Origin of the sequence: Hymenobacter amundsenii (assembly GCF_002204745.1) — a bacterium.
In the GTDB taxonomy this organism is placed as follows: domain Bacteria; phylum Bacteroidota; class Bacteroidia; order Cytophagales; family Hymenobacteraceae; genus Hymenobacter; species Hymenobacter amundsenii.
Genome location: NZ_NIRR01000060.1, coordinates 1 through 13,105 on the forward strand (window position 1 = coordinate 1; position 13,105 = coordinate 13,105).

Genomic DNA, 13,105 nt, shown 5'->3' on the forward strand with positions numbered 1-13,105 from the left:
ACGCCGGCATTCTGCCCTCGGCTATCAATCGCCCAATCACTTTGAAACCCATCTTCAAACAACGTCCCAATTGTGTCCGGCTTAGCTAGACCACCTCAAAAACTTCGATGTGCTGTTTTTCACGGGTGTGTACGTCCCAAAAGCATTCGGCAATCTTGTGCGGGTCGAAGCGGGTGCCCGCCACAATCCAACCGCAAATGGTGATGGTACCCACTTTGATGGGCGTGGCGCTCAGTTCCTCATCCAGTAACTGAGCCAAAAGCCGAATGCCGGCTTTGCCCATAGACAGGCTTGCAAAATCGGCCAGGGGGTTATCGGCAAACGAGCCCCCCGTTAGCAGAATAGTTCCTTGCCCGCGCGCTTGCATGGTGGGCAGCATGTGCTGCGCGGCCACCAACGCTCCTACCACATCCACTCGGAAAGCTTCCATGAAGGGCTCCGCCGCGATGTTCGTCACGTTGCCGATTTTGTATTGCACCGCGTTGTACACGAGCACATCCACGGGGCCGTACTTGTGCTGAAGCTGGCTCAGCAGCGCCTGCAGGCCCACCAGGTCGGCGGCATTTACCTGGTAGGCTACTGCCTGGAAACCTTCGTCGCGCAGGTGGCGCTCCGTGAGGCGGATGCAGGCGTCGTTGATGTCGAGCAGCAAAATGCGGAAGCCTTCGCGAGCGAAGCGCCGAGCTATGGCGGTGCCCATGCCGGGGCCCGCCCCAATGATGAGGCAGTTGGGAGCTTGTGTCATGGGAATAAAGCAGAAAAGAGGGATGGGTACGTTACAATGACCTATAGCCGGGCGCGGTAATATTGCTGCCTGGCTTGTTCCAGTGTGAACTGCTGGTTGTAAAAGGAGCCGTTGGGCTCCTGCATGGCCGCAGCGTCGAGCCCCCCCAGGTCGAAGGGCGCGAAGCCCGCATCGAGTATCAGGCGGGCGACGGTGGTTTTGGCCGCCGCGTCATCGCCGGAAAGGGGCACGACGAGGGGCGGCTGCTGGCCATTGTGGTGCCGCAGCACGTCGGCGGGCAGGGTATTGAAGGCTTTGACCAGGCGCACGCCAGGCAGGCGGCGCAGCACTTCCTGCGCCGCCGTCACCCCGGCCGGTAGCTGGATGTCGAAAGGATTATTGGTATCGATGAGCACTTGGCCGGCCACGTTGCCAAGGCCGGCCAGAGCGTCGTCCATAGCGGCAAAGTGTACCGACAGAATGAGTACATCGGCGAAGGCCGCCGCTTCGGCCGGCGTACCCGTTTGAACGGAGGGGCCAGCTTGCCGGGCAAGAGCAGCCAGCTTCTCGGGCGAGCGGGAAAAGCTCACCAGCAGGTGGTGGTGCGGGGCCAGTAGGCGGGCTAATTTGCCGCCAATCTGACCGGCGCCAATGATGCCGATATTCATGGTGATAAATCGCAGGGTGATTGGACGCAAAAGGCATTGAGCCCCGGCTGCTTACGCGGGCACGGCTGGCGTTTTGTTTTCCTCCGCAAACAGGGCTTCCCAATTTTTGAAGGGTAGCAGGTCGTAGTAGGTGGCTTCCAGCAACCCGGCCCGCATGAGGGGCAAGGCCAGCATTTCCTGCTGTAGTTCGGCGATGGAAGCGGCCTCGAAAATGTCGAGCACCACACCGGGCTGGCTGGTCATATAGGTTTCGCGCAGCTGCCCGGCGAGGTAGCTCTGCCACGCCATACGCTCTTCTTCGGCAATGTGCGGCAGCACCTGCTGCATGGCCACGCCTTCTTTTACGCTGAATATTGCCAGGATTTTCATGTTCTGAATGGCTATGAGGGGTGCTATAGTGCCGCCGCGGCCTTCGCTGCAAAAGCGGTCTGGTTTTCCTGGGCAAACTGCCGGAAGGTGATGGGCTGGCGGCCAATCAGGCGCTCGGTATCAGCAGTGGGTTCAGCCACGTAGCCCAGGCGGGTGATGCGGTCCAACTCGATGAAGGCGTCGGCCATCCAGCCGGGAACGTGCTGCTGGGTCATGGCGGCCTTCATTTCCTCCTCAGTCACGTTATGAAAGCTAATGCGGCGGCCCAGCACTTCGGAAAGTTGCGCGGCTAAGTCAGCGTTGGAGAGCGGCTCGTTGCCCGTGAGCTGGTAGCGCTGGCCGGCGTGCCCGGGCTGGGTGAGCACGGCCACGGCGGCGCTGGCAATGTCGCGGGCGTCAATGAATGGAATTTTGCCGTCGCCGGCCGAGCCGTAGAAAGTGTCGTTGCTGGCGATGGTGCTCGCATTCAGCAGGAAATTCTGGTGGAAAGAGGCCGGTTGCAGAATGGTGAAATCCATCCCCGAGTCTTCGACCAACTGCTCGACGGTGCCGTGCCAGCGGCCCATCACGATGGGCGCCTCAGGCGAAGCGCCGCGGGCCGAGGAGCGCACAAAGTGCTTGACCCCGGCCGCTTTAGCTGCCTGCACCGCGTTGCGGCCCATGTCGACTAGGTTTTCGACGAAAGGCGTGACGGACAAATACTTGTCCACTCCCTCGAAGGCTTTGCCCAGCGTCTCGGGCTTGCTTAGGTCGGCTTCGACCTGCACAATGCCGGCTTGGTCGAGCGTGGAATTAGTTTTTTTGTGGCGTACCAGCAGGCGCACGCGCTGCCCCAGGCGGGCCAGCTCCAGCGCAGCCGGGTCGCCGATATTGCCGCCGGTTATAAGAAAAGTGCTCATGGCAAGTGAAAATGATGGAAGAAGAAAAGCTGAGAGAAACCGGAGCCCCGCAGCCGCCAAGCAGCCAGCTGCGGGGTCGAAATCAACTTGTAAAAGAGCAAGTTACTCGGCCAGATTAGCCCAGATGGTTTTGGTCTGGGTGTAGCTCTCGAAAGTCTCGATGCCGTGCTCGCGGCCGTAGCCCGACATCTTGTAGCCGCCGAACGGGGCGGAAGGGTCGTACTGGTGCCAAGTATTAATCCAGACCGTGCCGGCCTCAATTTTCTCGGCGGCGCGCAGCGCTTTGGTCAGGTCCTTGGTTTGCACGCCCGAAGCCAGGCCGTATGGCGAGTCGTTGGCCAGCCGGATGGCTTCGTCGAAATCCTTGAACGGTATCACCGACAGCACGGGTCCAAAGATTTCCTCGGCCGCGATGCGGCTCTTGTTGTCGGTGACGAAAACGGTGGGCTCCACGAAGTAGCCTTTGCCGTTTACCTTCAGGGCATTGCCGCCCACCACGAGCTTACCGCCGTCCTCATGGCCGTATTCGATGTACTGAAGCACCTTTTCGTACTCGCCCTTGCCCGACATCGGTCCCATGTCGGTGGTGGGGTCGAAGGGGTCACCGGTCTTGAGCTGCTGCACGCGTGCCACCAGCTTCTCCACGAACTGGTCGAGGATGGAGGCTTCCACCAGGCAGCGCGAGCCGGCAACGCACACCTCGCCCTTGTTCCAGAAAATGGCCATCACGGCAATGCCCACGGCCTTGTCGAGGTCGGCATCGGCAAACACGATGTTGGGTGATTTGCCCCCCAACTCCATCGTGAGGTGCTTCATGGTGTCGGCCCCGCCGCGCATGATACCCTGCCCGACCGGCGTGGAGCCGGTGAAGGCAATTTTGTCGATGAGTGGGTTTTTAGTCAGCGCATCGCCCACAGCTCCGCCAGGGCCGGTTACTAAATTATAGGCCCCGGCCGGCAGTCCGGCCTCGTGCATGATTTTGGCCAGCGTGACGGCCGTGAGCGGCGTGAGTGAGGCGGGCTTGTGGATGAAGCAGTTGCCGGCGGCCAGGGCTGGGGCAATCTTGCTCACGGTCAGAATCAGCGGGAAGTTGTAGGGCGTGATGGCCGCCACCACGCCCAGCGGTTCGCGGCGGGTGTAGGTGAGCAGGTGGGTGTCGCCGCCGATGCCTTCGGTGTTCTTCACCGAGCCGTCGAGCTTGGTGGTCCAGCCGGCGAAGTACCGGAACATGTTGGCAATGTGCGGGATGTCGACGTGGGTCACGTCGCGGTAGAGCTTGCCCATGTCGGTCGATTCGCGGAAGGCCAGCTCGTCGGCGTAGTGCTCGATGAGGTCGGCGATGCGGTGCAGGTACTTCGCCCGCTCCTTGCCTTTCATCTTGCCCCAGGGGCCTTCCTTATAGGCGCGGGAGGCGGCTTCGGCCGCGTCGTTGGCGTCCTGGGCCGTGCCCTGGGCCAGGTGCGTTATCACCTCCTCGGTGGCCGGGTTGATGGTGTCGAACTTCTTGCCGTCCGACGAGTCGCGCCATTGCCCATTGATGTAAAGCTGGCCGGGTTCGATGGCAATGGGTTTCACCGCGCCGTTCGTGTGCTGCTCGGCAGGCTTGGGCACGGGGGCGTGGTCGTGAAAATCGGGTTTGGGTTGGCCGTTCTGAGCGGCGGGCGGGGTTGCGGTCAGTTCTGACATGGCTGTTGGGGGTTAAAAAGGGTTTAAGATGGGTTGGGAAAGCACCAGGGCGGCCGGACTTTTCGGGCGGGCCGCCATTATTTGAAGCCGTAGTTCTGCCAGTTGGCCAGCACTTTTTCCTGCACCTCGGCGGGCCAGGCGCGACGGAAGTTGACGCGCTTGGGCAGGTTGTCGCCCCACTCGTCGGGGGCCAGGCAGTTGTAAATCACCTTGGTGGTGTGCATCGACATCTTCTCCTCGGCCTTGAGGAAAGCCACCAGCGGGTTGGTGTTTTCGCTGCCAAAGGCCACTTCGCCGGTCACGGGGCGGCAGCGGGTGGCGAAGGCCCACACCAGCTCCTTGGTGTTGCTGGGGTCCACGTCGTCGTTCACGAGCAGCAGCTTGGGCACGCCCATGCCGGCCTTGGACGCAAAGAGGATTTCGCCCACCTGCCGCACCAGCTCGTCGGTGTTATAGCCCAGCTGGGTGCGCCAGTTGTTGGGGAAGGTGATGGCCGCCCAGTGGTTAGCGCTTTCCAGCGGCAGCCAGGCCGAGGTGGCCGGAATGCCCTTCTCGCGCAACTCGGCCAGCAGCTCGGCGGCATTGGGGATGCCCCAGGCGGTGTGGTCTTCTTCCACCGGCTCGCCGGCCACGGCAAAGGGCAGCACCGGGTCGTGGCGGTAGGTCAGGGCCGTGACGTGGTACACGGGCTGGAAGGCACCCTCGCCGCCCCAGGCATAGCCGGCGTACTCGCCCATCGGGCCTTCCTTTACTTTCTCATCTTTCGACAAGAAGCCTTCGATGACTATTTCAGCCGTGGCGGGCACCTGCAGGTCCACGGTTTCGCACTGGGTTACTTCCAATCCCTCCCCGAAGTAGCCGCCCAGGTAGTCGGCCTCGTCTACCCAAGCCGGCAGGGGCATGCCGCCCACAAAGGGAATGGCCGGCTCGCCGCCCAGCACCAGGGCAAAGGGCATATCCTGGCCCTGGTCTTTCCACATCTTGTGAATCATGCCGATGTGCTGGTTGGGCGCCACAATGCCGGTCATCGTGTTCTTGTCAATAAGCATGATGCGGGCGATGGACCAGTTTGTCCACTTCTTGTCGGGGCTTTGGGCCACGATCATGCCGTAGGTGTTGAGGTAGCGCTCGCCGTCGCCGTCGTGAATGAGGGGCGTGGGCAGGCGCAACAGGTCCATCTGCTCGCCGAGTAGAATATTCTCCTTGCAGGGACCGGTGGGCACCACCACGGGCTTGATGGGCGCGCGGAGTTTGGCGGCCGCCAGGGCCTCTACTATTTCGGGGCCGGTGGACTCGGGCGGCAGCCCCAACGAGAGGGCGATGCGGGCCAGGTACAGCCCCGGCTGGCTACTCACGCCCCCAGCCGCGCTCAGGGCCCGGAATCCTTGTTCGATGCCTTTGACGCGGGTGAAGAGCGGGGCCGGGGCGCCCAGCTCGTAGCAACGGCGGGCAATGGCACCCATTTCCAAGTGCCAGTCTACTTCCTGGCTGATTTCCTGGATTTCGCCGATTTCGTGCAGCGCGGCGAGGTATTCGCGCATACTCTTTAGGTGTCGCGTGGGCCTAATGCCGGCTACAGCATGGTGAGGGACGACTTGCGTGGCACTGGTCATAAAAAGGTGATAAGAAGGTGGCTGAATGATGCCTGCTTCGGGCAATCCGCGGCCAGCAAGGAATGAAAACTCCTTTTGCGGCAGGTATTTAAGAAGAAGGAGGGGGCGCTACATCTGGGCCGCGTTGTCGAAGCCGTTGGCAACCCGCACGGCCTTGCCCAGGGCGCGCAGGCCGTCACCTTCGCCCCAGCGCTTCACGGCGTCGGTATCAATGTCAAACAGGTCGAGGACCCGGCCCACGGTGTGGTCCACGAGGTCGTCGATGGTTTGGGCGCCGGTGTAGAAGGCCGGCACGGGCGGCGCGATGATGGCCCCGTTCTCGGTGGCGGCCAGCATGGATTTGAGGTGGCCGGCGTGCAAGGGCGTTTCGCGCACCATGAGCACGAGGCGGCGGCGTTCCTTAAGCACCACGTCGGCAGCGCGGGTGAGCAGGGTGCTGGTGACGCCGGTGGCAATCTCGGAAAGCGTACGGATGGAGCAGGGCGCCACCACCATGCCCATGGTTTTGAACGAGCCGCTGGAAATGGCCGCGCCCACGTCGGCGATGGAGTAACTCACGTCGGCTAGGCCGCGCAGGTCCTTCATCGACATTTCGGTTTCGTAGGCGCGGGTCATCTCGCCGGGCTTGGACACCACGAGGTGGGTTTCCACGTCGGCCTCGCGCAGCAATTGCAGCAGTCGGATGGCGTAGACCACGCCGGTGGCCCCGCTAATGCCCACGATGAGCCGGCGGCGAGTGCGGGTCGGCAGCAGGCCCTCGGAGTAGGCGGTGCGGTCGCGAGTAATTGACTCATTCATAAAGCAGTCAAGGTTAAAATGGCGAAGGCAATGAGTGTCGGCCTGCTATTGGAAGCTGGTGCTGAGCGTCAGCGATTCATGACGGGCGATGTCGTTTTCCACGTTGCGCAGCTTGGCGCGGATGCCCTGCAACGCATCCGCGCCAAGAGGCAGGCGCAGCGGTGGCTCCGGCATCTCCACGAGTTGCAGCAGCGCTTGCGCGGCGCGGGCCGGGTCGCCGGCCTGGCGGCCGTGGAATTCCTGCAGCCCCTGCCGTAGTCGGCCGCTGGTGGCGGCGTAGTCCGGAATGTCATGGGCGGCCCACGCCATGGACCGGCCGGCCCAATCGGTGCGAAATCCGCCGGGCTCCACCAGCGTCACGCGGATACCGAGCGGGGCCACTTCGGCGGCCAGTGCTTCCGACAAGCCCTCCAGCGCGAACTTGCTGGCCGAGTAGCCGCCCAAGCCCGCCGAAGCCCGCTGCCCGGCAATGGACGAGAAGTTGAGGATGTGGCCGCTGCCGGCGCGGCGCAGGTGAGGCAGGGTCGCCCGCAACACATTCCAAACCTCTTGCCCAAGGTGCTGAGCTGGATGGTGAGCTTCCTGATGCTGTGCGTGGTTTGGGTGAATCACCATCGGCTGCTGAGCCAGATTGGTCCCATTACCCACGCCGTGTTTTGGCTGAATGCCAACCTGCTCATGTGGTGCTCGTTTGTTCCGTTCCCAACGGCCTTGCTGGGCGATTACCTGACCAACCCCTTATCGGCGGGAGTATTCGGCGGCGTAATGGCGGGCATGTCGTTGTCTTTTACGCTCATTCGGCTGCATGTGCAGCGACGGCCCGACTTGCTGACGGCGGGCGTAGACCTCACGCGCTTTGTCCGTACCTCGCGGCAGTCGTTGTTCTTTGGGCCGCTGTTATACGCCCTGGGTGCCGCCGCCACCCTCATCAGCCCGTGGCTGGCGCTGGCCGTGTTCGGTTTCGTTCCGGGCTATTTCATCTGTTTCAACTCGCAGCCGGCGCAAGCCGGACCGCACCCCGGAGATGGCGGGGCGGCGGCAGCTCGGTGATATGGACTACCAGCTGGCCACGGCCCGCACCCGGAGCATATGCTGCTGTTGCCGATGGAAGCAAACGCCCTCGGCAACAGCAGCATATGCTCAAAATTAACCCTTACTCAACCTCGGGCAGCTGCCCGCTTGCTTATGCTTCCTGAATTACCCGATATCCTGGCCGAATTTCCGCTTTTTACCGCGGTGCCGCGGCCGCAGCTAGTGTGGTTTGTGGCCGCATCCTCGGTGCGGGAGCTGGCCGCGGGCGAGCAGCTGTTGGGACCAGGTGAAGCTATCGAGCACACCTACGTGCTGCTACATGGCAGCATCCACCTGTTTGAGCCCCTGCGGCCAGCGGTGGACGTGCTGCTGCTGGAACCTGGCGGCACGACGGGCTACCTCCCCTTTTCGCGAATTAAAACGGCGGGGGTCGTTATGCAGGCGTCGGAGCCGAGCGCGGTGCTGGCCTTTCCCAAAAGCCGCACGCAGGAGCTGGCCGCGCAGCACTTCGAGCTGACGCAGGCGCTGGTGAGCGTGATGACGACGCGGGCCCGGGAAACCACCGCGCAGCAGCAGCAAAACGAGAAGATGATGGCCCTAGGCAAGCTTTCGGCCGGTCTGGCTCACGAGCTCAACAACCCCATTGCGGCCTTGGCCAGTACCACGGAGGCCCTGCGCCGGCAAGCTGTGGGGCTGCCGACAGTGGTGCGGCAGCTGCTGGCCCTGGTCGCTACGCCAGCGCACGCCGATGCCGCCGCAAACGTATTCGTCGCCCAACCTGCCGCGCCCTCGTCGCGGCTGGCCCTGGCGGCGCTGGAAGACGAGCTGACCGACTGGCTCGACGAACGTGAGGTGCCCGAAGCAGGCCCGCTGGCGGAACTGCTGGCGGAGCGAGGAGTTACGGAGGCCGCGCTCGACCGACTGGCGGCGCAGGTGCCCGCCGCCGCCCTGGCCCCGTTGCTACGCTGGGCCAGTGCCCACGAACAAACCCTGCGCCTGCTGAATGAAGCGCGCGAGGCCAGCAGCCGGGTGACGCAGCTTATCCGCTCGGTGAAGGTATACACGCACATGGACCAGGCCCCGGACAAGGTGGCGGTGGACCTGCACGAAGGCCTCCGCAACACCCTGGCCCTGCTGGCCCACAAGTTCCGACAGCTGGACGTGAGGCTGGAAGAGCAATACGAGCCGGAGCTTCCGCCCGTGCCGCTGCTGGTGGGCGAAATGAATCAGGTCTGGACCAACCTGCTCGACAATGCCCTGGATGCCGTGGAGGGCGTGGCCGGGGCCACGGTGCGGGTGCAAACCCGCCACGACCGGGACTTCGCGCAAGTCCTCATCAGCGACAACGGTGGGGGTATTCCGCCCGACGTGCAGGCCCGCATCTTCGACCCCTTTTTTACTACCAAAGCGCCCGGCCGGGGTACCGGCCTGGGCCTGGACGTAGTGCAGCGCATCGTGCGCCAGCATGGCGGGTCCGTCAAGATGACTTCGCAGCCAGGCCGCACGGCCTTTGAAGTCTGTCTGCCCATTAAATAATCTTACTGAAAATGACTAAGCCCATTATTCTCTGCATTGACGACGACCCGCAGGTACTGCGCGCCATTGCCCGCGACCTGAAGGAACAGTACCGGGCCACGTATCAGGTGCTCAGCGCGGCCTCGGGTGCCGAAGCGTTGGAGCTATTGGCCGAGCTTAGGAAAGCTGGCCGCGCGGTGGCCCTGCTGCTGTCCGACCATCGGATGCCCGACCTGAACGGGGTGCAGTTCCTCGACCAGGCCCGGCAGTTTTTTCCGGAGGCGCAGCGCGTGCTACTGACCGGCTACGCCGACACGGAAGCGGCTATTAAGGCCATTAACGAGGTGCAGCTGCACTACTACCTGCTCAAGCCGTGGGACCCGCCTGAGGAAAAGCTCTACCCGGTGCTCGACGATTTGCTCGAAGCCTGGCAGTTTACGCACACGGCCGAGTTGGTGGGCCTCAAGCTCATCGGCCACCCGTTCTCGCCCAAAGCCCACGAGTTGAAAGATTTCCTCAGCGGCAACCTTGTGCCGTACCGCTGGATGGAATACCAGACGTCCGACGCGGCGCAGGAACTGGTAGCTCTTAACAACATTGACCCGTTGCAGCTACCGGCCCTTTTCTTTGAAGACGGCAGCTACTTGCTGAGCCCGAGCATTGGGGCCGTGGCCGCGAAAATCGGGTTGCACCCCACAGCGGTGGCGGACTTGTACGATGTCGTCATCATTGGGGCCGGGCCCGCGGGGTTGGCGGCCGCGGTGTACGGGGCTTCGGAGGGATTGAAAACGCTGCTCATCGACAAGCGTGCGCCAGGTGGGCAGGCTGGCACTAGCTCGCGGATTGAAAACTACCTGGGCTTCCCGGCCGGCCTGAGCGGCAGCGAGCTGGCGCGGCGGGCCACCGTGCAGGCCACGCGCCTGGGCGCGGAATTTCTGATGCCGCAGGAGGTGGGCCGTATTGCCCTGCAAGACGGCTACAAAATCCTGCACTTGCTCGACGGGACCCACGTGACGACCAAAAGCGTGGTAGTAACCACCGGCGTGGACTACCGGCAACTGGACGTGCCCGGCGTGCACGATTTCACCGGGGCCGGGGTGTACTACGGCGCGGCAACCACCGAAGCCAGCGCCTGTCGCGGCCAGGATGTCTATATCACGGGTGGGGGCAATTCGGCCGGGCAAGCCGCTATGTACCTCTCGCAAGTGGCCCGGAGCGTCGTCATCCTGATTCGGGGCCAAAGCCTGGCCGCGACCATGTCGGCCTACCTGATTGAGCAAATCAGGACCACGCCTAACATCAGCGTCCGGGGCTTCACCGAGGTCGTTGCGGGGGCGGGCACCGACCGCCTGACCCACTTGACCCTGCGCGACAACCGCACCGGCCAGGAGCAGACCGTGCCGGCGCACACGTTATTCGTGTTCATTGGCGCGAAGCCGTTCACGGACTGGCTGCCGGCGGAAGTGCTGAAGAACCCGCAAGGCTTTGTACTCACCGGCCGCGACGTGCAGCTGCAATCCGACTTCCGCCAGCGCTGGCGCTTGTCCCGCGAGCCCCACCTGCTCGAAACGTCGGTGCCCGGTATTTTCGCCGCCGGCGACGTGCGGGCCGGGGCCATGGCGCGGGTGGCTTCGGCTACGGGCGAGGGGGCCACGACCATCAGCTACGTGCACCGGTATTTAGCCGAGGTGTAAGGTGAAGTAGCAGTTGTAAAAGGGAATGACCCGCTCAAAAGTGGCGGGCTGAGGTGGTCTAGGCAAGGCGGACAGAAGAAATAGCCATCCTTCTTCTGTCCGCCTTGCCTAAACCACCCCAAACAACCTGCGGAGAATGACGAGCCTATTTACCGCACATCATGCGGAGAATATCCAGCCTCCACGAACTCTAGTACTGGCCAACGCCTAGCGGGCAGCCGGCGGCCCGAGAAAGGCCGCTGGGTAAGGTGCGCTCCCAATCAGACGGGGATCACGGACGCATAATGTATTATATTCGCAATTCGCAAATCAAGAATCATGCGCAAGTTCAACGGGCTTCGGCCCCAGGATATCGTTGTGTTGCTGAAGCTGGTGGCCAGTGGCAGCCAGCGGGTCTGGTTAGGCAAAGAGTTAGCCAGTGAGCTGTCGCTAAGTGCTTCCGAAGTATCGGAAGCACTGGCCCGGTGTCGCTATAGCCGCCTGTTAGCGCCGGATTCCGGCATCCATCAGCTGCGCGCGCGGGCCGTGCTGGAATTTCTATTGCATGGCTTGCCCTACGTATTCGCCGTGCATCCGGGAGCGCATGTACGCGGTACACTGACGGCCTCCAGCGCTGCCCCACTCGATAAGACTTTCGGCGTGGAACCGGCTTACGTCTGGCCCAATGCCGCGGGCGAGGCCTGGGGAGCTGCCATCGAGCCGCTCTACCCAGGCGTGGTAGAAGCCGTGCAGAAAGATGCCCGACTGTATGAACTGCTGGCGCTGGTAGATGCCCTGCGACTGGGCCGGCCCCGCGAACGGCGAGTAGCAGCGCAACTACTGGAAGAAGCCATTACTGACAATAACCACTCAGCGCATGCCAGCTGAATCACGCAACTTGCCCCGACTCATGGCGGTAGCTCACGCGCTTGGTGCCCTGCGCGAGCGAGTCGTTTTTGTTGGCGGGGCCACAGTCAACTTGTATAGTACCAGTGCCACGTCCCCGCCCGAGCCCCGCGTGACGGAGGACGTGGATTGCATTGTGGAAGTCGCCCCGCGCACGGCGTACTATGCCCTGGAAGATGAACTACGGGCGCTGGGATTTATAAACGACGTCGCATCGGGCGTGATTTGCCGGTGGAATTACCAGGGCCTGACCGTGGATGTGATGCCCACCGAGCCGGAGATCCTGGGCTTTAGCAACCCCTGGTATCCTGCCGGATTCGCTCAGGCTGCTAAGCACTACCTGCCCAATGGGCTGGAGATTCGCGTACTGAGCGCCGTCTATTTTGTCGCGACTAAACTCGTCGCGCTGCGCGACCGGGGCTGGGCTGATCTACGCCTGAGCCAGGACCTGGAGGATTTGGTGCATGTCGTCGATAACCGGTTGGAACTGGCCACCGAGCTGGCAGCCGCTGACGCCGATGTACGCGCTGATATTAGGAAGCGGCTGCTGGAGCTACTCGCACACCCCGATTTTTTAGAAGCCGTGGAGTGGACCCTGCCCGCCGGCTCGGGCTACGAGCGCAAGTATGAGATCGAACGGCGGCTGCAGCAGCTGATGGGGGAATGAGGATTTGCAGCTTTGCTCGGAGCTCAACTTAGTACTGATAATAGTTCATTATCGGTACTAAGTTGGCGTGCGCAACAACGCAGTTCAATTGCTTTAAAAAACGAAATAGAGTCTGGACGGAACAACTGCAAGCCCTGTAAAGTCCAACGTAGCGCCTTGAAAACTGAAATTCTAAGAACTCAAACTAAAGTAATTGGGGGCAACGGAGCCGGTGCCATTTTTACCCCGCTTCTCTCACCAATTTCACGTCGTAGCGGGATGCTATATCCAGCAGATTGCCGCGCAGCTGCGTTGAGTCGTGGGCCCCCACTTCGTGGCCGGCCTCACCAGCCGCATCAACTCGGCCACCCACCTTGAGACCCACTGCCGGCTGTTGCAAGAGCAACATGCCCGCCGCGTCGTTATCCGCGTCGGCAACGAGCTAACCGCCAGCGGCTATGACCAAACCCGCGACCCCTAGAGCCTGTTATGTACTTTTTGAGCAACTGAGGCACTTTTCTGTGACTGGTTACAGCAGAAGCAAGGGTAGCCCAGTACTAAAAGTGTCTCTGCGTG

General features: G+C 62.4%; 14 protein-coding genes. 6 read left to right on the forward strand and 8 right to left on the reverse strand.

Features of this window, described 5'->3' with window-relative positions:
* Positions 1-85: 85 nt before the first annotated feature.
* From CDA63_RS19065 to CDA63_RS19100, 8 genes are all read right to left on the reverse strand, one after another.
* Positions 86-745, reverse strand: a complete 660-nt coding sequence (locus CDA63_RS19065) for an SDR family NAD(P)-dependent oxidoreductase (RefSeq protein ID WP_088466050.1) — start codon at positions 743-745, stop codon at positions 86-88.
* 41 nt (positions 746-786) lie between these two features.
* The gene (locus CDA63_RS19070; protein WP_088466051.1) at positions 787-1,392 is read right to left on the reverse strand and encodes an NADPH-dependent F420 reductase; all 606 of its coding nucleotides are present in this window, start codon (positions 1,390-1,392) and stop codon (positions 787-789) included.
* Positions 1,393-1,443: 51 nt separating this feature from the next.
* Positions 1,444-1,761, reverse strand: a complete 318-nt coding sequence (locus tag CDA63_RS19075; RefSeq protein WP_088466052.1) for a superoxide dismutase — start codon at positions 1,759-1,761, stop codon at positions 1,444-1,446.
* A 23-nt stretch (positions 1,762-1,784) separates the two neighbouring features.
* Positions 1,785-2,660, reverse strand: coding sequence for an SDR family oxidoreductase (locus CDA63_RS19080; RefSeq protein WP_088466053.1), 876 nt, complete (start codon positions 2,658-2,660; stop codon positions 1,785-1,787).
* A 102-nt stretch (positions 2,661-2,762) separates the two neighbouring features.
* On the reverse strand, positions 2,763-4,346 hold the full coding sequence (locus CDA63_RS19085) for an aldehyde dehydrogenase family protein (RefSeq protein WP_088466054.1): 1,584 nt from the start codon (positions 4,344-4,346) through the stop codon (positions 2,763-2,765).
* A gap of 77 nt (positions 4,347-4,423) precedes the next feature.
* Positions 4,424-5,887, reverse strand: a complete 1,464-nt coding sequence (locus CDA63_RS19090) for a UbiD family decarboxylase (RefSeq protein ID WP_199797564.1) — start codon at positions 5,885-5,887, stop codon at positions 4,424-4,426.
* Between the two features lie 180 nt (positions 5,888-6,067).
* Complete coding sequence (locus CDA63_RS19095; protein ID WP_088466056.1) at positions 6,068-6,757, reverse strand: UbiX family flavin prenyltransferase; 690 nt, start codon at positions 6,755-6,757, stop codon at positions 6,068-6,070.
* Between the two features lie 45 nt (positions 6,758-6,802).
* Positions 6,803-7,291 (reverse strand): SDR family NAD(P)-dependent oxidoreductase, encoded by a 489-nt coding sequence (locus CDA63_RS19100; RefSeq protein WP_199797565.1) that lies wholly within the window; start codon positions 7,289-7,291, stop codon positions 6,803-6,805.
* Positions 7,292-7,315: 24 nt separating this feature from the next.
* Between CDA63_RS19100 and CDA63_RS19105 the strand changes: the two genes are divergently transcribed.
* From CDA63_RS19105 to CDA63_RS20995, 6 genes are all read left to right on the forward strand, one after another.
* A complete protein-coding gene (locus CDA63_RS19105) occupies positions 7,316-7,807 on the forward strand; it encodes a TMEM175 family protein (protein ID WP_242434751.1) in 492 nt (163 codons plus the stop codon).
* Between the two features lie 135 nt (positions 7,808-7,942).
* Positions 7,943-9,325, forward strand: a complete 1,383-nt coding sequence (locus CDA63_RS19110; protein WP_165768401.1) for a sensor histidine kinase — start codon at positions 7,943-7,945, stop codon at positions 9,323-9,325.
* Positions 9,326-9,336: 11 nt separating this feature from the next.
* Complete coding sequence (locus tag CDA63_RS21805; RefSeq protein WP_088466060.1) at positions 9,337-10,998, forward strand: FAD-dependent oxidoreductase; 1,662 nt, start codon at positions 9,337-9,339, stop codon at positions 10,996-10,998.
* 318 nt (positions 10,999-11,316) lie between these two features.
* Positions 11,317-11,865 carry a hypothetical protein gene (locus CDA63_RS19120; protein WP_088466061.1) on the forward strand — a complete coding sequence of 183 codons (549 nt, stop codon included), beginning with the start codon at positions 11,317-11,319 and terminating at the stop codon, positions 11,863-11,865.
* Between the two features lie 22 nt (positions 11,866-11,887).
* The gene (locus CDA63_RS19125) at positions 11,888-12,550 is read left to right on the forward strand and encodes a nucleotidyl transferase AbiEii/AbiGii toxin family protein (RefSeq protein ID WP_165768402.1); all 663 of its coding nucleotides are present in this window, start codon (positions 11,888-11,890) and stop codon (positions 12,548-12,550) included.
* Between the two features lie 298 nt (positions 12,551-12,848).
* Positions 12,849-13,010 (forward strand): hypothetical protein, encoded by a 162-nt coding sequence (locus tag CDA63_RS20995; protein ID WP_165768403.1) that lies wholly within the window; start codon positions 12,849-12,851, stop codon positions 13,008-13,010.
* The last annotated feature ends 95 nt before the right edge of the window (positions 13,011-13,105 follow it).